Consider the following 19139-nt stretch of genomic DNA (forward strand, 5'->3'; position numbering starts at 1 on the left):
TAGCAAACTTTTGCGGGCTATAGTATAAAACAGACGCCCTCAAAGAACAGAGAGCAGGTGTCTTGTATCGGACTCGGTCCAAATTTATACTATTTGATTAATAAACCTCTTTCAAAATATAGACAACACGACCAATAATTTCAAAATCGTCTCTTTCTTCAATATTAATTGTAATGGGTGGATAAGCAGGGTTATCACTGATTAGCATGAGTGATCTTGCTCTTACCTGGATTCTCTTTGTCGTGACATGCTCACCATGTTTTACAATATATATATAGCCATCCATAGGATGTTTATTTGCTGTATTTACAATGAGTGCATCGTGGTTAGTAATCGTTGATGACATAGAATCACCTTTAGCCCAAAAGACCATCAGGTCATCTTTATTAAAGCCACGATAACTAATCCAGCTGGCATCAAACGGTAAACCTAAAGAGGGCGTAAATCCTGTTGGTTGTGCATATTCCGGAATATCTGAAGCAAACACAGGTAATGTAACAAAAACTTCCTCTTCTTTAGTCAACGTACAGCTGCCTTTGCCCGTTACCAGCCATTCCAGAGGAACATTACATTTGCTAGCAATAATTGCTGCACGGTTGAGAGAAGGATAAGTTCTGCCTGATAAATAGTCACGAATAACAGCTTCAGACATGCCAACTTTTTTAGCAAAAGAGTTGCCAGACAAACCTTGCATTGCGATAAGTAATCTCTCTTTAAAAGAGAGAATACCGCTTTCCTTTAGAATGTGTTCTTTATCATCATCACATTCATTTACGTTATAAAAAGTTGATGTTTCCATTCATTTTTCCTATAAAAATGCGCCAAGCACATAAAAAAACGATATTTGTTTTGAGTTCGTATTTTTATATGCTAGACTTTCTCAGATGTTTAGGGCTTTTGAGGTTTTTAATAACCGCTTATCTATTTTACATATAAGAAGAAAGAGGATCTCATAATGAGAGAACAATATCAAGACTGGTTACCATCTAGAGTCGTTGGCGAAATCAAAATTCGTGGCGGTAGTTTACGTGATTTATCACGTTCAAGTGGTTTAAAAGCTGATACATTAAGGAATGCTTTATATCGCCACTGTCCAAAATATGAGCAAATAATTGCTGGATATTTAAACGTTCCGGTTGAAAAAATCTGGCCGAGCCGCTATAAAAAGTAACTTTGTCACATTAGTTATACCATGAAATACACATAAAAAGCCCAAATATAGTGTATAACAGGTTAATGAATGCACGATCTGTTATACACCCTCCCACCAAATATGAATATTCTTTTTACTTATTATTTCCACTCAAATTAGTTTCTGTTTGCATAATGTGCAAATTCAGCTCAGAATAAAACCGATCAGGATTGTTAATCGGAGAGGAATTATGGATAATTTTATTATTGATGTGACTGAGTCATCTTTTCAATCCCAGGTACTTGAACATAAAGGACTTATGGTTGTTCAGTTTTGGGCTACCTGGTGTGTGCATTGTCAGCATATGCGACCAATTGTCGAGAAAGTCGCTAAAGAATATCATTCACAAGTCGCATTTGCCCGTGTTGATATCGATCAGCAAAATAACTTAGCTCAGGCATTTGAAGTAGAAGGTACACCAACATTTATTATGTTTAAAAATGGTCAGCTGGTTGATGAAAAAGTCGGGGAGATGACAAAAGAAACATTCATACATTTTCTTGATGAAAATCTTTAGTCATATATCTTTAGTGAGTTGAAATAAAAATAGCAGGATTAACCCTGCTATTTTTGTATGTAGAACTCAGTTTTATTTAGCTTTGGCTTTTTCTGCAGCTTTAACAATGACTGCAAATGCATCAGCTTTAAGTGATGCACCACCCACTAAAGCACCATCGATATCCGGTTGAGTGAAAAGTTCTGCAGCGTTAGCATCATTTACTGAACCACCGTATTGGATGATTACTTGTTTTGCTACACTCTCATCTTTCTTCGCGATATGGTCGCGGATAAATTTATGTACTGCTTGTGCTTGTGCCGGAGTTGCTGATTTACCTGTACCAATAGCCCATACTGGTTCATAAGCAATCACTGCGCCATTAAAGGCAGCTGCACCTTGAGTATTAAGTACTGCATCAATTTGACGTGCACAAACTGCCTGAGTCTGGCCGGCTTCATTTTCTGCTTCTGTCTCACCAATACATAATACTGGTGTTAAACCCGCTTCTTTAAGTACAGCAAATTTTTTGGCGATAAACTCATCAGACTCTTTGTGATAAGTACGACGCTCAGAGTGACCAATAATAATATATTTAGCACCCATCTCTTTTAGCATAGTTGCAGAAATATCACCAGTAAAGGCACCAGATAAAGCAGTATCGACGTTTTGAGCGCCAAGAACGATATTTGAACCAGCAAGTAAGCCATTTACTTCATCAAGATACATCACTGGTGGTGCAATTGAAACATCACAACCTTTCACACCTGCCAGATTTTGCTTAAGGCCTGATACCAAAGCCTTTGCCATTTCTTTACTGCCATTCAACTTCCAGTTACCCATTACTAGTGGTTTGCGCATAATTAGCTCCAACAATATATTTACGTGTAGAATGAATGATAAATTTAGATATAATATAGCGCATTATACATAAATAATGATGACTTGAGGATAAATATGTCACTAGATATTTTAAACCAATTAGAAAGTAAAATTCAGCAAACCGTTGAGACTATTGAGCTATTACAGTTAGAAATTGAAGATTTAAAAGGAAAAAATCGTCAATTAGAAGAGCAGGCAATGAATTCATCTGGCAGCGTGACTGCTTTGCAGGAAGAAAACCAACGTTTAAAAGCTGAACAACAGCAATGGCAAGACCGTCTGCAGAGTCTGCTTGGTCGAATGAAGGATATTGGTTAATCTGATTCGTAGTGTTTAACTGGTTGCTCATACACTAGTGGTTTTACCAGATGGGCAGTAGAGGTTAATTTGAATCGTCACTTAAAAGCTTTATGGCTGGTTGAAACTATTCGATTAACGGAGCAATCCGGACATTTTGTCGATAGTGAAGCAAACCGTAAAGCTAAAGCCAAACAAGGTGGAATTGAAGAGCAGTTAATTGTTCGGGCTACTGTTTTAGCGCAGCAGAATGGTTTATTAAACATTCAAAAAAACTGGCTGAGTTCTGTTCGATTCGCCTTTATTTTATTACTGGTTTTTGCCATTTTATCCGGATTTGGTTTAGCATTTACTGCGCTAAGTCAAGAGCCGGTTAATATCTTTTGGGCATTAATTAGCCTGCTTGGTTTACATATTGTTACCTTAATTATCTGGCTGCTCAGTTTCTGTTTTATGCCAGATAACAGTCAAAGTTTATTTATTCAGTTATGGCTGTGGCTGACTGAAAAATTCTCACAAAAACAAACGACTCAGCAATTAATTCCGGCATTTCTGTCTCTGGCTGGCGCACATTTGCGTTTTTCTATTGGCTTTTTTGTTAACCTGCTCTGGACAGTATTACTTAGCGGTGCTTTAGTTTTGCTGCTGATTTTATTATCAACCAGACATTATAGTTTTGTCTGGCAGACAACGTTACTTAGTGCTGAAACCTTTATTCAACTTACTCAAATTATAGGTAAGTTACCTGCCTTACTAGGATTTGCCCTACCTGATATTGATACTATCAGACAAAGTGGTGAACTGGCACTCTCCAGTGGTGAGGCTCGTTCAGCCTGGGCGGTTTGGCTTATCGGTGTATTTGTGATTTATGGTTTAGGTGTTCGTTTTATTCTGATGGTTATTTGTGGTATTTGCTGGTCTGTCAGTCAAAAACGAATTAAGCTCAATCTTAACCATCCAGATTATCAGATTTTAATTGAACGTTTACAGCCACAGCAAACGACAGAGATTATTGATGAAAATGTGGCTTCAAGGTCAGAGACGACGCTGGTTACTATTGAGCATGGTCATCAGGAAGTGATGGTGGCTATTGAAATTAGTGAAACATGGCAGGTACCTGAACATATTCATTTTTTAGGTTTTATTAATAATCGGCAACAAAAAAATGAAGTGCTGAATTATCTATATCAAAATCCGGCTAAAAAACTATTAATTGCTATTGATAGTGACAGAACTCCCGATCGTGGTTTAATTAATTTAGTGATTGAGCTGGCCGGGCAGGCAGAGCAGGCTCGTATCTGGTTTAGCCATCAAGGTAAACAGATGCATAACTGGTTGAGCGCGCTTGTGGAATTAAAGTTAACCCAAGCTGAACCAGACTGGCTACAGGAGGATAAGCGTGATTAATACTCTAAACTTATCTATTGTCGGACATACAAATGTAGGTAAAACCTCTTTTTTACGGGCAATTAGCCGTAATGCCAGCTTTGGTGAAGTATCTGATAAACCTGGCACTACGCGCCATGTAGAAAGTATGACTCTGACACTTAAAAATCAGCAAAAGATTGTCTTTTTCGATACTCCGGGTCTTGAAGATAGCATTGCACTCTATGAATATATTCAGGATCTGGTGCAACCTAAAGAGAAGCTGGATGGCATTGATAAGTTATCCCGCTTTTTGGCGAGTCCAGAGGCAGAACATCGGTTTGAGCAGGAAGCTAAAGTCATTCGTCAGTTATTAAAAAGTGATGCCGGTTTATATATCATCGATGTGCGTGAACCTGTGCTGGCAAAATACCACGATGAGCTGGCTATTTTAGCTGAAAGTAATAAGCCGTTACTGGCAGTATTTAACTTTACGGCAAGTGAAAATAATCAGGAAGAAGCCTGGAAGGTATTATTATCGCGTGTCGGAATCCATGCCATTATTCGTTTTGACGCAGTCTTGCCTCCTGTTGATGGCGAACTAAGACTCTATCAAAGTTTATCGTTGCTGGTGGAACCGGCAAAGGAGTTAATTAGTAACTTACTGACTGAACTATCTGATAAACAGGCGCAAAGACAAAATACAGCTAATCAAATTGTTGCAGAGGCATTAGTTGATGTGACCGCCGCTTATCGGCTGATTAAGCCTGATGATAAGTTAGCAATTGAAGAGTTACAAAATCAGGTCAGAGAAAGAGAATATAAAGCGATTAAGTCATTACTAAAACTATATGCGTTTGATGAAAGATATGAGACAGAATACCAGGTCCCTTTAAGTGAAGGGCGCTTTGACAGTGATCTGTTTAATGCAGAAGCTCTAAAGCAAATGGGCATACAATTAAGTAAAGGTGTTGTGACTGGTGCAATTACCGGAGCCGGAATTGATTTAGCGGTTGGTGGGTTAACACTTGGGACGGCAACTCTTATTGGTGCAGCCATTGGTGGGCTTTCACAAACTGCGAATCACTATGGCGCCAGACTGATGAGTAAGTTCTCTGGTCATAAGCGTTTAACTGTAGATGACACAATTATCTGTTTTTTGTCATTAAGATTACAGCAATTATGTGCTAGCCTTTGTGCGCGAAGTCATGCTAATCTACAAATCGTGACATTGCCTAGTCCAGAACAGACGTTATGGAAAAAGGGCAAATTACCGACAATTCTGGCCAGAACACGTTCTCATCCAGAGTGGTCTATTTTAAACAAAAACCATCGGACACATGATGCAAGAAGACAAAATATTATTGAAGAGTTGGCTAAACAGTTGCCATAATTCATATAAATTAATTGTTGGCATATTTGTTATGCTGAGTGTTTTGTTAATATCCGGGTGTGCTAATCAGGAAGCGGCTTATCAGGATCAATATTCAGATTCAACAGTGATTAATAAACTGGAGAGTCAATATCTGGTATGGAAAAACACGCCATATCGTTACGGTGGAATGACAGTCAAAGGTTCGGATTGTTCCGGGCTGGTTATGAATACCTTTAAAACTCATTTTGCGACACAATTACCACGAACCACGGCTCAACAAGCTAAAATAGGCGATAAAGTTGACGAACTTGTTGCCGGTGATTTGGTTTTCTTTAAAACCGGTCGTGGTGAAAACGGTTTACATGTTGGTATTTACTATAAAGATGGAATGTTCTTGCATGTGTCCACCAGCCGTGGAGTGGAGTTTGCCAGTTTAGAAGGCGGTTACTGGAAAAATAACTACTGGATGAGTCGTCGCGTTATTTAGTTTAATAAAAGTTTCTATAAAAAAGCCACGTAAAGTGGCTTTTTTATTATCATTTTAATACTATGTCTGAGATAGAAATTTTTTTTGGCGTAGGGATAAACCAAACGAAAATCTAACAATTATTAAATAGATACTATCTTGAGTTTTATGTATTTACCTCTCTACGTTTTATTTAATAAAACAGTAAAAATATTTAAAAAAGTGATAATTCTCTCAACTTTTTAATCAATATTGCTATATAATTCCGACAAATTTAACGACAGGAGAGACTATCCGGTAATATCAGATATTGCACAATCGGTAATATGGATATGACTGGAACAGAGAAAATAAACGCAATTTACACATTTAGTGACCAATACTTATTTATTTTAAGTATTGTTTACCCGTGTTTGTTTATTTTACTCTGCATCTTGTCTTCCTTTGTTTGTATTGGATCAGCCGTAGAGTAAAATTTACGGCTTTTTTATTTAATAAAAACAAAGGAGTATCTTATGTATAGTAAGATTATTCAACAGCTTTATCTTCCGGAAATATATACTCAAAGTGACATTAATTTTTGGAATGAAGAACATATTTCAAAGCAGCTTTTAACCGCTCATTTAGATCCTGATTTTGAAGGCGCCAGTCGTCATCCTGAGTTTATTAAGGATTCAGTTCAGTGGATTAAATCAATACTCCCTCCTAAAGATTATCCTGAATTACTCGATATTGGTTGTGGACCGGGTCTTTATACTGAAAAATTCTATAATGAAGGATATCAGGTTACGGGCGTAGATTTCTCTCTGCGTTCTATTGATTATGCTAAAAATGTTGCCAGGCAGCAGGCGCTTGATATCAAATATATTTATCAGGATTATCTTGCTCTGGAATTCAAAGATTATTTTGACTTAGTGACGTTCATTTATTGTGATTATGGAGCACTGTCAAAAGATAATCGCAAAATCATCTTACAAAAGCTTTATCAAAGTTTGAAAGAGGGCGGTAAATTATTATTAGATGTCTTTTCGACAAAGCATTATGCATTATTTCAGGAATATAAGAATTGGGAAAATTATCCTGACGGTGGGTTCTGGAGTAAAGATGAATATCTGGCAATAAGTGGTGGATATAAATATCCTGATAACGTCATACTTGAACAAACTATTGTCGTAACTGGTAAAAAAATGACAACGTTTTATATCTGGAACAGCTGCTTCTCAGCAGAAAGTTTAATGACAGAAGTGGAAGAGGCTGGTTTTAAAGTGTGTGATATCTTTTCTGATATCAAAGGTATGCGATATGAACGACAAAGTCAGACTGTGGCAATTTTACTGGAAAAGTAAATCAAAGATAAACCAATAAAAAATCACCTCTAAGAGGTGATTTTTTTAATGATAAGATAAAACTAATTAACTATTAAATGATTCAAGAAAATCTAAATATTCTTGTTTAGTCATTAGCGGTTTATAGTTTGCCATCAGTTCGTCAGCTTCTTTAGCATCATCAAATAACAGATCGATAATGGTACAAGCCATCATTTGTGAAGGGCGAATATAAGCCATGTCATCATCCATAATCTTATAGTCTTTACCATGTAAAACACCACGCACAGAACCAATCCACGGATGGCTGACTGGCATAATATGAGATAAATCGCCGGTATCTGTACTGCCGGTCATATGTGGTGCTACCCACACGTTATCTTCACCGATTAAGCCTTCTGCATTTTGACGTAAGAATTTATTTAATACATCATTATTTTGTAGTGGTAAATAACCTGGTAAGTCTTTGATTTCTGCTTCTGCACCAACAGCCATAGCACCTGCTTTAAGCGCCTGATTAATACGTTTATTAGCATCGATCATGGCCGGTACATTACCTGCACGAACGTAACTTTCCATACGTACATCACTTGGAATCACGTTAACTAAATCACCACCCTGAGTAATGATCGGATGAAAACGGATGTAATCTTTTTCCTGAAAGGTTTCACGAATAGCATGTACACCCATCATGCCCATCATGGCTGCATTTAATGCGTTGACACCAGCATGAGGTGCTGCTGCTGCGTGAGCTGCTTCACCTTTATAACGAATGAGCTTACCGATAAAACCATTACTGGTGGTTGATATTTCGATAAAACCATTATCACGTTTAGCCGGAACGCTGGTTAAATGAATCTGTAATGCCATGTCGATATCATCAAAATCACCGCGAGAGATTAGCTCTGGTTTACCACCAATGTATTTGATTTTGCCTTCTTCAATTAAGCGATTACGGTAAGTGATTTCAACGTATTCTTCAGCGGGCACAGCAAAAGGAACAACGTCACCAGCCAGATATTCCATCGCACCGGCGTCTTTAAGGCCCATAACTACCGCCATCATATTGGCGATTTGCGCGTTATGACCACAGCAGTGTGCGGCACCAGATGTGTCATCTGCATCGGGATGATCTGCACAAATAATTGCGTCGAGTTCACCAATAACGGCAACACTGTGTTTACTTCCTTTACCACCTTTTAGACGACCTTTAACACCGGTCAGCGCCAGTTTATTTTGGTAAGGAATGCCAAGTTTTTCAAAACAGGCTTCAACTTTGCTGGCAGTTTTGGTCTCTTTATAACCCAGTTCAGGTTCTTCCCAAATCGCCTGAGCCAGTGCTTTAATATCGCCTTTTCTGGCGGCAATTGCATCGCAAACTTTTTTCTTTAGTTGTTCTTTATTCATTTGATACCTACCTGTTTTAGATAACACCTTCTAAGTGAAGTGTCACTTGTGCAATAAAGGCTGCACATAAGAATGTTCCTGCACATACGGCAAGTGCCACAGGAATAATACGCCATGAGATTTGTTTAAACATGGCTAAATCTTTACCAATTGCTAAACCTGCATAAGCAAGGATTGGTGTACAAATTGCCAGGAACTGAACGTGTCTTGCTGTATCAAGTACCCACGCGGAGCCTGGTGTTACCGGTAGTGAGGAGATAATAGCGATAATCGATACCCAGAAAATAACCGGTAGTTTATTACAAACGGGTAGTTTAGCAATTAAGAAGCCAACAACAGAGATTACAACAAGTACCGCCATTCCTTTTAAAGAGGAGATGATATCAACAGGGTAACCAACAGAGTTACCGGCAGCCATAATTACTGCGACGAGTATAAGTACAAAAATAGTTTCTGATATTTTCATTATATGTTACCTATCCTTATTAACCTTTATCTTTACCAAATAGACGTCTAAACACACCGTACATTTTTGATGCCAGAGGTAGTGAGAAGAACATATAAATATAGATACCTAAGATACTGGACAGTAAGTTAGCTGACGCAGCATAGGCGCGAATGGATGATTCCATTTCCGGGTAAAGCGTGACAATTGAACCGGTTGAGGCAGCCATCATACTACCACTACCAACACCAGCGCCCATTGCTAAGGCATAAGGGTGAAGGATATCAAGCTGACCGATAAAAGTGGTTAAGATACTGATCCAGATAGCGCCAAATAATGTACCGCAGATGTACATTGACATAACGCCGCGACCTTCCGGTGAATCCAGTCCATATTTATCGGCAATAATTGCAATATTTGGTTCACGAGCAACAGAGTAGGTTGCCCCAACAGCTTCACGCCCCATACCAAGAGCAACAGCGATTGGCAGACCAAATAGGATGGTTCCGAAGAAATGACCGACTTCCTGGAATATTAATGCACCTTTAGCATTAAAAATATGATTTAAGTTTGGACCGATATCGAGTCCTAGTTTTGCAATAAGTAACATCAAAGAAACGGTCATAACAGTACTGGCACGTTTCATGTTACCTTCGCTAAGAATTTTTAGTTTTGGAATACTAATGATGCCGCCAATAACCATAGCAAAGATCATCGGTAATAAAACAATCATTCCAAGTTTAATAATACCAATTAGCTCACAGACAACAACAACTAGTAGAGCGATAATGTGTAGTTTCCAATCTTTTAAGATTTCCATCTGGACACAACCTCGTTTGTGATTAGTTTTATCCGCTAAAACAGGGATAAATTTTTTATTGATTTAGAATATAGAATTTATAAAGTAGCATTTTTTGTTCAAAACTAATGTCGTAAATATAAAAACATAATCGTTTTCGATCGGCAAATGATATTTTGTAATTATGCTGGTATGAGCATTGTTGTTACTTATAACTGGTCGAATAATAGACAAATTACAGGCGAAAATAATCCTATTTCTGCGAATTATCTCTAAAAAATAGAACTAAAAAACGAGCCGATTTAGGTGAATAAATTGCCTGTTCGGTTAAATCAGTTAAACAATAGTGGCACCAAGCGTATGTTCAAAGTGGCCTAAAGCCCAGTCATGCCCAATCGGATTAAAACTGGCAACGGCATTTTTATGAATAACTATCTGATAGCCAAGATTATAAGCATCAACTGCTGTATGCAACACACAGATATCGGTACAAACTCCGGTCAGATGCAGTTCCCGAACTCCTCTTTCACGCAAACGTAAATCTAAATCTGTACCACTAAAGGCTGAGTAGTGACGCTTAGCCATCCAGTAGACACTCGGTTTAGATTGATATTGCTCATAAAGAGTTTTTAGTGAACCGTATAAATCTTGTCCCGGAGTACCAATGATATTATGCGGTGGGAAGAGTCTATTTTCTGGATGATAGTTATCTGATGGGTCGTGAGCATCAATAGCAAATACGACAAAATCACCTTGTTCAATAAAGGTTTTAGTTAACGTAACTAGCTCTTTTTCTATCGCTTGCCCGGCAGCAGCAGTGGTTAGCTTTCCGTCTGTAGCGATAAAATCGTAAGTGTAGTCCAGAGAAATGAGTGCTTTCATATTTTTCCTTGCGAATAAAATCGAAAATACCTTGGACGTTAATTATTTATAATAATGCCTTTATATACAAGTCAAATTTCATCTATAATGGTGGCATTTTGCGATATAGGCTTAAAGGATAATAATTTTTATGCGTACAATTTATTGTGGTCAGTTAAATGCTTCTCATATTGGTCAGGAAGTCACATTATGTGGTTGGGTGAATAAACGCCGCGATCTGGGTGGAATGATCTTTATTGATATGCGAGACAGAGAAGGGCTGGTACAGGTCTTTTTTGACCCGGATTATAAAGAAGCGTTTACTTTAGCCTCAGAGTTACGCAATGAATTCTGTATTCAAATTCAGGGTAAAGTTCGTGCCAGACCAGAAGGCCAGTTAAATAAAGAGATGAAAACAGGTGAAGTTGAAGTACTGGCTACTGCTCTTACCATCATCAACCGTTCAGAAGTTCTACCACTGGACTTCAATCAAAACAATACTGAAGAGCAACGCCTAAAATATCGTTATATCGATTTACGTCGTCCGGAAATGACCGCTATTTTTAAAACTCGTGCTCGTGTTACCGCTTTTGTACGTCGTTTTATGGATGAACATGGTTTCTTAGATGTGGAAACGCCGATGTTAACTAAGGCTACACCAGAAGGTGCGCGTGACTATTTAGTCCCAAGCCGCGTACATAAAGGTGAATTCTATGCGTTGCCACAGTCACCACAATTATTTAAACAGTTACTGATGATGTCTGGCTTTGACCGCTATTATCAAATTGTTAAGTGCTTCCGTGATGAAGATTTGCGCGCAGATCGTCAGCCAGAGTTTACCCAAATCGATGTTGAAACTTCTTTTATGACGGCTGAGCAGGTCAGAGAAATTATGGAAGAGCTAATCCGTAAACTTTGGTTGGAAATCAAAGGGGTTGATTTAGGCACGTATCCGGTGATGACATTTGCTGAAGCAATGCGCCGTTATGGTTCTGATAAACCAGACTTACGTAACCCACTTGAAATTATCGATGTCGCGGATTTAGTGAAAGATGTTGAATTTAAAGTGTTCTCTGGTCCGGCAAACGATCCAAAAGGTCGTGTAGCACTGCTTTGTGTACCGGGTGGGGCTGAGCTTAGCCGTAAGCATTTAGATGATTATGCGCAATTTATTACTGTCTATGGAGCGAAAGGTTTAGCATGGATGAAAGTGAATGATCGTGCAGCTGGTCCTGAAGGTGTACAAAGTCCGGTAGCTAAATTCTTCTCAGCTGAGCAAATTGAGGCTATTCTTACCCGTGCTAATGCTAAAAATGGTGATATTTTACTGTTTGGTGCAGACAGCTATAAAGTGGTGAGTGATGCACTTGGTGCGCTGCGTCTGAAAGTCGGTAAAGAGTTAAAAATTACTGATGAAAAGAAATGGGCGCCACTTTGGGTTATCGACTTCCCTATGTTTGAAGAAACCGAAGATGGTTTAAGTGCAATGCACCATCCGTTTACGTCACCAAAAGATTTTACTCCAGAACAGCTGAAAGCTAGTCCGGTAGAAGCCGTAGCCAATGCTTATGATATGGTGATCAATGGTTATGAAGTAGGTGGTGGTTCTGTACGTATTCATCGCAATGAAATGCAACAAACCGTATTTAGTATTTTAGGCATTAGTGAACAGGATCAACGTGAGAAATTTGGTTTCTTACTTGATGCCTTAAAATATGGTACACCACCACATGCAGGACTTGCTTTTGGTCTGGATCGTTTGACTATGCTTTTAACAGGTACGGATAATATTCGTGATGTTATTGCGTTCCCAAAAACAACCGCTGCGGCATGTTTATTAACGGATGCGCCAAGTCCGGCTAATCCGGCTGCTTTACAGGAACTTGGGATTGAGGTTTCTAAAAAAGCATAGTCTTTAAGATTAAACCTTTTTATATTTTGATAATCCCGCAGTTTAAATAAAATTGCGGGATTATTTTTATCTGTCATTTTGCTTTAAATATGATCTTATTACTCTTTTTATTCAGGATAGATTGATATGAACTACAAAAAGCCGGAATCAGTACTGGTAGTGATTTTTACACAGCGTGAGCAACAAGTTTTGATGTTGCAGCGTTTAGACGATTTATCATTCTGGCAATCAGTGACGGGTAGTCTGGAAGATGGGGAAACACCTTATCAAACGGCAATTCGTGAAGTAAAAGAAGAAACGGGTATTGATATTACAGGTCAGCAATTAACATTGATTGATGCAAAGCACGTCGTTGAGTTTGAGATTTTTCCGCAGTTTTTACACCGCTATGCACCCGGCGTTACAGCTAATAAAGAACACTGGTTCTATTTACCGTTACCAGAGAAATGCCAAATTACCTTAACCGAACACAAAGCCTGCCAATGGTTAAATTATAAAGAAGCGGCCGATCTAACAAAGTCATGGAATAATCGTGAGGCGATTTTACAACTTAGCAAAAACAGATTGAGCGAATTTGTACCTAAAATGAGCGGGTTTGAATCTATATAAATAAAAAATATTGGCATAATCATGGCTCTTTTACAGGAGTCTTATGATGAAAAAATATTTACTATTAACCTTATCTTTCTTAAGTTTTTATTCTTTTTCCCAAACCAAGGATTTTTCCTTATCCAGCCCGGATTTGGATAAAAATGGTTTTACCAACAGATATATTGCAGATGTTTTTGGCTGTGAAGGTGAGAATATTTCACCTGAACTGACCTGGAAAAATATTCCGGCAGGAACAAAAAGTTTAGCCATGACAATGTACGATCCTGATGCTCCAACAGGTTCTGGTTGGTGGCACTGGGCAGTGGCAAACATTCCTGTCGGTACTCACTCTTTAGTACAAAATGCTGGCAATCAAACTGATTTATTACCGGGTGGGGCAGTAACAATTCGTAACGATTATGGCTATAATACTTATGGTGGACCTTGCCCTCCGGTGGGACGTACGCATAAATATCAATTTACAATTTATGCCTTAAGTATTGATAATATTCCGGTATCTGAAACATCAAGTGCGGCATATATTGGCTTTATGGTGAATCAGTTTGCGATTGATAAAGCGCAAGTGACATATACTTATGGTCGCTAATTGTTAGCAAATCAGAAAATCTTAAGAGGAGAGTCGTGTGATTAGTCAAAAATATAAGATTACATTAAAATCTCCTCAGTCATTTTATCACCACGCTGATATTGGTACTTATGCTCACATTACTCAGCGCTGTGATAAAACATTAGAACAAATGGTTTGTGTTGCTCCCATGCTTGTTTATGTCACAGAAGGGCAAAAAAGTATCATTCTTCCTGATGAAGTGATTACTTTAGAATCTGGTCAGATAGTGATTATTCCGGCTAATCAGCGTTTTGCTATGATCAATCACTCGCGTTTTTCAAACCATAAACAAGCGGGCCAATATAAGGCTTGTATGATTAGCTGGCAACCTAAGTCTTTGCAGCAATTTGAGATGGCTCATCCGGTGACGCCACTGACTTCGGTGAAAGTATTACCCCATCCGGCAAAATCATTTTTACATTCACTACAAAATTTATCTGACCTGTTTTCTGACTCAGAGAACTTACCAGATACAATCATTTCTCATCGCTTTGAAGAGATTTTACTATGGCTTATGTCACAAGGGATTGGTCTGTCAAATACAGCTGACGCTCAGCTCAGTCTGCGGGTTCGGCAGTTTCTGCTTTCTGCTCCGGATAAGAAATGGAGTTCTAAAGAGGTTGCTGATGAAATGGCGATGAGTGAGGCGACTATGCGCCGTCATCTGTCAGCAGAAAATACCTCATTAACAGAGCTAATTACTGATATCCGAATGAATCATGGGCTCATGTTATTACAAACGACTCAGTGGCCAGTTCAGTTAATTGCACTAGAAACAGGGTATGATTCAGGTTCCCGCTTCTCGATACGATTTAAAGAGCGCTTTGGATTTTCTCCTGGTGAAATCAGAGGAAAATCAGTAACAAAAAATGCTTTGTCATAATATATGAATATTTAAACTGACCTGTTCAGACTAATTTTGTGATGTAAGTCTCATTTTTTAAGCCATCAAAACTATACACTCCATTAATCTGCATATTTTATTTAACAAATAAAGTTAATGATAAGGTTAATTTATTGTTTTATTTGTTAATTTATTGGACTTATTAGAAGTTTTTAAAGTGGATTTTTAGCTGATGATATAAACATTTGGAGGTTTTATGCGGAAGTTTAAATATAGTGCTTTGTTGGCTTTACCATTGGTATTTTCGTGCGTAGCAGAAGCAGCGGAAAATGCTAATAACTACACACTGGAACAGGTTGTAGTATTCAGCCGCCATGGCTTAAGAGCACCCCTTGCCAGCCCTAGTAGTGCGCTAGGTAAAGTAACACCAAATGAGTGGCCACAGTGGGATACACCAAGCAGTTATTTAACTACCAGAGGTGGCGCGCTTGAAGCCTACTTTGGTCACTATTTTAGTGAGTGGCTAGTTGATACCAAGCTGCTTCAGGCGGATGTTTGTCCTACAGAAAAAGATGTATACTTCTATGCCAATAGTTTGCAAAGAACTATTGCCACAGCACAATATTTTAGTGTTGGTGCCTTCCCGGGTTGTATCGTACCTGTTTATCACAAAGAAAAACTAGGCACAATGGATGCTACTTTTAATCCAATTATTCGTAATGACACACCTGAATTTAAGCAAAAAGCGATTGATTCTATCAATGCGGCGGCAGGACCAGGTGGTGTGATTGGTTTAAATGAAAGACTTAAACCAATTTATGAAGATATGTCTAAAGTGATCAACTATGGTAAGTCAGCAACGTGTACTGTTGATAAACAATGTGATTTTTTAGCACAACCAACGACAATTAATATTACTGCAAGTCAGGAACCAGGGATTTCTGGTCCGCTTCGTACCGGGACATCCGTCGCCGATGCCTTTATTTTACAATATTATGAAGGTTCGCCACTGAGTGACGTCGCCTGGGGTCAAATCAAAAATAATGAACAGTTTGAAAAACTGGTGTCTATTAAAGAGTACTACAATACAGTGAATTTTAGTGCGCCCGTCGTGGCTAAAGAGGTCTCTACTAATTTAATCAACTATATTCACTCTGTGTTTGATAATAAAGATGCGGCTAAATTCACTTTCTTAGTAGGTCATGACTCAAATGTTGCTTCAATGTTTGCTACTTTAGGTGTGAAACCATACAACCTACCTAACCAGTTCGAAACTACACCAATTGGTGGTAAGATTCTGTTTGAACGCTGGAAAGATAATACAACTGGTGAACAACTGTTAAAAATTGAGTACGTTTATCAATCTACTGATCAGTTGCGTAAACTTGAACAGCTAAATCGTGAAAATCCACCGCAACGTGTGGTGCTTGAACTTGCTTCATGCCCAATTAATGCAATGGGATATTGTTCATTTGATAAATTTGAAAATCTACTTAATGAATTAGCCAAATAATTTATTCGTTAAACCGAATTTAGTGTATTTCTTTAAGCTCCTTTTGTTAACTTAAGACAGAAGGAGTTTTTTGTTATATGGCAGATTATGGTGTGGCGATAATTTTTACTGAAATAGATTCACTTCCTTTATTCGAATAATGAAATTGCAATTCAAATCTGCTAGAATGGCGCGTTTTCAATATATTTAGTATATTTACTTCAAGAAATATAAGTAACAAGTAACTGGAGATTTTTTATGGCAGGTCATAGTAAGTGGGCCAATACGAAGCACCGTAAAGCGGCGCAAGATGCAAAACGTGGCAAAATTTTTACCAAAATTATTCGTGAATTAGTAACTGCGGCAAAAATTGGCGGTGGCGATCCTGCATCAAATCCAAGGTTGCGTGCTGCTATGGACAAAGCATTATCTAATAACATGACTCGCGATACCATGAACCGTGCAGTTGCACGTGGTGTGGGTGGTGAAGATGATAGCAACATGGAAACTATCATTTATGAAGGCTACGGTCCGGGCGGTACAGCTGTTATGGTTGAATGTTTAAGTGATAACCGTAATCGTACCGTATCAGAAGTACGTCATGCATTTACTAAAACAGGCGGTAACTTAGGTACTGATGGTTCAGTTTCTTATCTGTTCTCTAAAAAAGGTGTCATTTCTTACCCAACTGGTACAAATGAAGATACTGTGATGGAAGCTGCGCTTGAAGCTGGTGCTGATGACGTTGTGACTTATGATGATGGTGCAATTGATGTATTTACTTCACCAGAAGCGTTTGGCGAAGTTAAAGATGCACTGGACGGGGCAGGTTTAGTTTCTGAATCGGCTGAAGTTTCACTTATTCCAGCAACTAAAGTTGATCTGGATATTGAATCAGCACCAAAATTATTACGTCTGATTGATATGCTTGAAGATTGTGATGATGTTCAGGAGGTTTACCACAATGGTGAAGTTTCTGACGAGGTTGCAGCAACACTGGAATGACAATCATTTTAGGTATTGACCCAGGTTCCCGTTTGACGGGATACGGGGTCATTCGTCACACCGGACGTAAATTAGAGTATTTAGGCAGTGGTTGTATTAAAACCGCTGTTGATGATTTACCTACGCGCCTGAAGCGAATTTATGCTGGGGTGACTGAAATTATTTTACAATTTCAACCTGATGAGTTTGCCATTGAACAGGTATTTATGGCGCGTAACGCTGATTCAGCTCTAAAACTTGGACAGGCGAGAGGGGCGGCGATCGTTGCTGCGGTAAATCAGGATTTACCTATTTTTGAGTATGCTGCGCGTCAGGTGAAACAGAGCGTGGTTGGAACAGGGGCGGCAGATAAGTCTCAGGTTCAGCATATGGTAAAAACACTGTTAAAGTTACCCGCCAGCCCGCAAGCCGATGCGGCTGATGCGTTGGCAATTGCTATCACCCACACGCATATGAGTCAAAATTTAGTGAAGATGAGTGAAAATCGTTTGGCGTTAGCCCGTAAACGAATTATTGATGAGTCACAATATAGTAAGAAATAGAGGTAATTTATGACTGGTTATAATGATCTACAACAGATATTAGCATATTACGGTATTAGCGCAGGTAGTTTACTTGTTAGTATTATTGTTATTCTCGTGATTGCTGTTCTTTTATGTTCATTATTTGCTTTTTTATCAGCAAAAATCGTAAAAGCAAGTCACCCGACATTTGGTGCCGCAGTTTTAGCGACTATCGTGTATGTCTTGTTCTCATTTGTTAAGAACTTTATTGTTGGTTTTACCTTACCAATGGAGTTTTACTATTCAAATACCTTTGCATTGATTGATTTTGCGATTTCAATTGGTGTATTGAGCTGGTGTTATTCCGGATTCTTTAAAACCAGCTATCTTAAAGGTTTAGGTATTTCAGGCTTAGTTATTATTATGCTGGCAGCATTACTGCTAATTTTATCGTTCGTATTTAGCTTCCAGTAATTTTAAAGAGCAGGTCGCTGGTAAAGGCGGTCTGCTATCTTTGTATAAATAAACTGTCTATTTATACAGTTAAATCTTTCTTCTTTTTCCATCATCATGTAAACTGGTCACTAATTTATATCTTATACGTCTGATTATTAAATTTTAAGGGTAGATTATGATAGGTCGTTTACGTGGCATCATTATTGAAAAGCAGCCGCCGGAAGTTGTGATTGAAGCAAATGGTGTTGGTTATGAAGTCTTTATGCCAATGACCTGTTTTTATGAACTGCCGGATAATGGTAAAGAAGCGACGGTATTCACCCATTTTGTGGTAAGAGAAGATGCACAACTGCTTTATGGCTTCAATCATAAACAAGAACGTGCACTGTTTCGTGAACTGATTAAAGTCAATGGTGTTGGTCCAAAGCTGGCTTTAGCAATTTTGTCCGGAATGTCTGCTGCTCAGTTTGTCTCTGCGGTTGAAATGGGTGAAATCAAAACGTTGGTTAAGCTGCCGGGTGTTGGTACCAAAACTGCTGAGCGCCTGATTGTTGAGATGAAAGATCGTCTGAAACGTCTTGGTGGTGAACTATTATCCCAATCCTCATTATCCGAAATTAATATTCCGCGCGTGAAAACGTCTAATGATATGGAAAGTGAAGCGATTTCTGCTCTGGTGGCTTTAGGCTATAAACCTCAGGAAGCCAGCAAAATGGTGAGTAAAGTTGCTCGTCCGGATGCTGACAGCGAAACCCTGATTAAAGAAGCACTAAAAGCAGCGTTATAATAAGAGGTTAT

At 38.6% G+C, this 19139-nt stretch carries 22 protein-coding genes; 16 read left to right on the plus strand and 6 right to left on the minus strand.

What is annotated here, in order from left to right; all coding sequences use genetic code 11:
* Positions 1 to 97 precede the first annotated feature (97 nt).
* A complete protein-coding gene (locus tag IPMB12_RS05905; RefSeq protein ID WP_166915890.1) occupies positions 98 to 799 on the minus strand; it encodes a LexA family transcriptional regulator in 702 nt (233 codons plus the stop codon).
* A 156-nt stretch (positions 800 to 955) separates the two neighbouring features.
* Between IPMB12_RS05905 and IPMB12_RS05910 the strand changes: the two genes are divergently transcribed.
* Together IPMB12_RS05910 and trxA are read left to right on the plus strand one after the other, a co-directional pair.
* Complete coding sequence (locus IPMB12_RS05910) at positions 956 to 1171, plus strand: helix-turn-helix domain-containing protein (protein ID WP_166915892.1); 216 nt, start codon at positions 956 to 958, stop codon at positions 1169 to 1171.
* 211 nt (positions 1172 to 1382) lie between these two features.
* Positions 1383 to 1709 carry a thioredoxin gene (gene trxA, locus IPMB12_RS05915; RefSeq protein ID WP_166915894.1) on the plus strand — a complete coding sequence of 109 codons (327 nt, stop codon included), beginning with the start codon at positions 1383 to 1385 and terminating at the stop codon, positions 1707 to 1709.
* Positions 1710 to 1781: 72 nt separating this feature from the next.
* On the opposite strand, the gene tpiA is transcribed toward trxA, so the two are convergent.
* Entirely contained in the window at positions 1782 to 2549 is a 768-nt protein-coding gene (gene tpiA, locus IPMB12_RS05920; RefSeq protein WP_166915896.1) for a triose-phosphate isomerase, read from the minus strand.
* A 90-nt stretch (positions 2550 to 2639) separates the two neighbouring features.
* Between tpiA and zapB the strand changes: the two genes are divergently transcribed.
* The 5 genes from zapB (at position 2640) to IPMB12_RS05945 (ending at position 7419) form a co-directional block, all read left to right on the plus strand.
* Positions 2640 to 2888, plus strand: a complete 249-nt coding sequence (zapB, locus tag IPMB12_RS05925; RefSeq protein ID WP_407704074.1) for a cell division protein ZapB — start codon at positions 2640 to 2642, stop codon at positions 2886 to 2888.
* Positions 2889 to 2957: 69 nt separating this feature from the next.
* Positions 2958 to 4274, plus strand: coding sequence for a DUF2868 domain-containing protein (locus tag IPMB12_RS05930; protein WP_166915900.1), 1317 nt, complete (start codon positions 2958 to 2960; stop codon positions 4272 to 4274).
* Positions 4267 to 5625 carry a GTPase/DUF3482 domain-containing protein gene (locus tag IPMB12_RS05935; protein ID WP_166915902.1) on the plus strand — a complete coding sequence of 453 codons (1359 nt, stop codon included), beginning with the start codon at positions 4267 to 4269 and terminating at the stop codon, positions 5623 to 5625. The genes IPMB12_RS05930 and IPMB12_RS05935 overlap by 8 nt, the downstream gene beginning before the upstream one ends.
* Before the next feature lie 31 nt (positions 5626 to 5656).
* Entirely contained in the window at positions 5657 to 6094 is a 438-nt protein-coding gene (locus tag IPMB12_RS05940) for a C40 family peptidase (RefSeq protein ID WP_228720351.1), read from the plus strand.
* Positions 6095 to 6588: 494 nt separating this feature from the next.
* A complete protein-coding gene (locus tag IPMB12_RS05945; protein ID WP_166915906.1) occupies positions 6589 to 7419 on the plus strand; it encodes a class I SAM-dependent methyltransferase in 831 nt (276 codons plus the stop codon).
* Between the two features lie 66 nt (positions 7420 to 7485).
* On the opposite strand, the gene IPMB12_RS05950 is transcribed toward IPMB12_RS05945, so the two are convergent.
* The 4 genes from IPMB12_RS05950 to IPMB12_RS05965 form a co-directional block, all read right to left on the minus strand.
* Positions 7486 to 8805 carry an amidohydrolase gene (locus IPMB12_RS05950; protein ID WP_166915908.1) on the minus strand — a complete coding sequence of 440 codons (1320 nt, stop codon included), beginning with the start codon at positions 8803 to 8805 and terminating at the stop codon, positions 7486 to 7488.
* 16 nt (positions 8806 to 8821) lie between these two features.
* The gene (locus IPMB12_RS05955) at positions 8822 to 9271 is read right to left on the minus strand and encodes a hypothetical protein (protein ID WP_166915910.1); all 450 of its coding nucleotides are present in this window, start codon (positions 9269 to 9271) and stop codon (positions 8822 to 8824) included.
* A 19-nt stretch (positions 9272 to 9290) separates the two neighbouring features.
* Positions 9291 to 10070, minus strand: a complete 780-nt coding sequence (locus tag IPMB12_RS05960) for a DUF3100 domain-containing protein (protein WP_166915912.1) — start codon at positions 10068 to 10070, stop codon at positions 9291 to 9293.
* A gap of 315 nt (positions 10071 to 10385) precedes the next feature.
* Complete coding sequence (locus IPMB12_RS05965; protein ID WP_166915914.1) at positions 10386 to 10931, minus strand: cysteine hydrolase family protein; 546 nt, start codon at positions 10929 to 10931, stop codon at positions 10386 to 10388.
* Between the two features lie 130 nt (positions 10932 to 11061).
* Here IPMB12_RS05965 and aspS point away from each other — a divergent pair, with 130 nt between their 5' ends.
* From aspS to ruvA, 9 genes are all read left to right on the plus strand, one after another.
* Positions 11062 to 12822 carry an aspartate--tRNA ligase gene (gene aspS / locus IPMB12_RS05970; RefSeq protein ID WP_166915916.1) on the plus strand — a complete coding sequence of 587 codons (1761 nt, stop codon included), beginning with the start codon at positions 11062 to 11064 and terminating at the stop codon, positions 12820 to 12822.
* A gap of 126 nt (positions 12823 to 12948) precedes the next feature.
* Positions 12949 to 13431, plus strand: a complete 483-nt coding sequence (nudB, locus tag IPMB12_RS05975; protein ID WP_166915918.1) for a dihydroneopterin triphosphate diphosphatase — start codon at positions 12949 to 12951, stop codon at positions 13429 to 13431.
* A gap of 43 nt (positions 13432 to 13474) precedes the next feature.
* Positions 13475 to 14020 carry a YbhB/YbcL family Raf kinase inhibitor-like protein gene (locus IPMB12_RS05980; protein ID WP_208293431.1) on the plus strand — a complete coding sequence of 182 codons (546 nt, stop codon included), beginning with the start codon at positions 13475 to 13477 and terminating at the stop codon, positions 14018 to 14020.
* A 37-nt stretch (positions 14021 to 14057) separates the two neighbouring features.
* A complete protein-coding gene (locus IPMB12_RS05985) occupies positions 14058 to 14924 on the plus strand; it encodes a helix-turn-helix transcriptional regulator (protein WP_166915920.1) in 867 nt (288 codons plus the stop codon).
* Between the two features lie 217 nt (positions 14925 to 15141).
* Positions 15142 to 16398: a bifunctional glucose-1-phosphatase/inositol phosphatase gene (gene agp, locus IPMB12_RS05990; protein ID WP_166915923.1), complete on the plus strand. Its 1257-nt coding sequence runs from the start codon at positions 15142 to 15144 to the stop codon at positions 16396 to 16398.
* Positions 16399 to 16635: 237 nt separating this feature from the next.
* A complete protein-coding gene (locus IPMB12_RS05995; RefSeq protein ID WP_166915925.1) occupies positions 16636 to 17382 on the plus strand; it encodes a YebC/PmpR family DNA-binding transcriptional regulator in 747 nt (248 codons plus the stop codon).
* Positions 17379 to 17924, plus strand: a complete 546-nt coding sequence (ruvC, locus tag IPMB12_RS06000) for a crossover junction endodeoxyribonuclease RuvC (RefSeq protein WP_166915927.1) — start codon at positions 17379 to 17381, stop codon at positions 17922 to 17924. The genes IPMB12_RS05995 and ruvC overlap by 4 nt, the downstream gene beginning before the upstream one ends.
* A gap of 9 nt (positions 17925 to 17933) precedes the next feature.
* Positions 17934 to 18359: a hypothetical protein gene (locus tag IPMB12_RS06005; protein ID WP_166915929.1), complete on the plus strand. Its 426-nt coding sequence runs from the start codon at positions 17934 to 17936 to the stop codon at positions 18357 to 18359.
* A 157-nt stretch (positions 18360 to 18516) separates the two neighbouring features.
* Complete coding sequence (ruvA, locus tag IPMB12_RS06010; protein ID WP_166915931.1) at positions 18517 to 19128, plus strand: Holliday junction branch migration protein RuvA; 612 nt, start codon at positions 18517 to 18519, stop codon at positions 19126 to 19128.
* Positions 19129 to 19139: the final 11 nt, after the last annotated feature.

It is taken from the genome of Zophobihabitans entericus, from assembly GCF_011745665.1.
In the GTDB taxonomy this organism is placed as follows: domain Bacteria; phylum Pseudomonadota; class Gammaproteobacteria; order Enterobacterales; family Orbaceae; genus Zophobihabitans; species Zophobihabitans entericus.

Coding starts and splice junctions, on each gene's coding strand:
- IPMB12_RS05945 (WP_166915906.1), top strand. CDS start 6,589: ATGTATAGTAAGATTATTCAACAGCTTTATCTTCCGGAAATATATACT.
- IPMB12_RS05965 (WP_166915914.1), bottom strand. CDS start 10,931: ATGAAAGCACTCATTTCTCTGGACTACACTTACGATTTTATCGCTACA.
- IPMB12_RS05995 (WP_166915925.1), top strand. CDS start 16,636: ATGGCAGGTCATAGTAAGTGGGCCAATACGAAGCACCGTAAAGCGGCG.
- agp (WP_166915923.1), top strand. CDS start 15,142: ATGCGGAAGTTTAAATATAGTGCTTTGTTGGCTTTACCATTGGTATTT.
- nudB (WP_166915918.1), top strand. CDS start 12,949: ATGAACTACAAAAAGCCGGAATCAGTACTGGTAGTGATTTTTACACAG.
- IPMB12_RS06005 (WP_166915929.1), top strand. CDS start 17,934: ATGACTGGTTATAATGATCTACAACAGATATTAGCATATTACGGTATT.
- tpiA (WP_166915896.1), bottom strand. CDS start 2,549: ATGCGCAAACCACTAGTAATGGGTAACTGGAAGTTGAATGGCAGTAAA.
- IPMB12_RS05940 (WP_228720351.1), top strand. CDS start 5,657: ATGCTGAGTGTTTTGTTAATATCCGGGTGTGCTAATCAGGAAGCGGCT.
- IPMB12_RS05955 (WP_166915910.1), bottom strand. CDS start 9,271: ATGAAAATATCAGAAACTATTTTTGTACTTATACTCGTCGCAGTAATT.
- trxA (WP_166915894.1), top strand. CDS start 1,383: ATGGATAATTTTATTATTGATGTGACTGAGTCATCTTTTCAATCCCAG.
- IPMB12_RS05980 (WP_208293431.1), top strand. CDS start 13,475: ATGATGAAAAAATATTTACTATTAACCTTATCTTTCTTAAGTTTTTAT.
- ruvC (WP_166915927.1), top strand. CDS start 17,379: ATGACAATCATTTTAGGTATTGACCCAGGTTCCCGTTTGACGGGATAC.
- ruvA (WP_166915931.1), top strand. CDS start 18,517: ATGATAGGTCGTTTACGTGGCATCATTATTGAAAAGCAGCCGCCGGAA.
- IPMB12_RS05905 (WP_166915890.1), bottom strand. CDS start 799: ATGGAAACATCAACTTTTTATAACGTAAATGAATGTGATGATGATAAA.
- IPMB12_RS05950 (WP_166915908.1), bottom strand. CDS start 8,805: ATGAATAAAGAACAACTAAAGAAAAAAGTTTGCGATGCAATTGCCGCC.
- IPMB12_RS05960 (WP_166915912.1), bottom strand. CDS start 10,070: ATGGAAATCTTAAAAGATTGGAAACTACACATTATCGCTCTACTAGTT.
- aspS (WP_166915916.1), top strand. CDS start 11,062: ATGCGTACAATTTATTGTGGTCAGTTAAATGCTTCTCATATTGGTCAG.
- IPMB12_RS05910 (WP_166915892.1), top strand. CDS start 956: ATGAGAGAACAATATCAAGACTGGTTACCATCTAGAGTCGTTGGCGAA.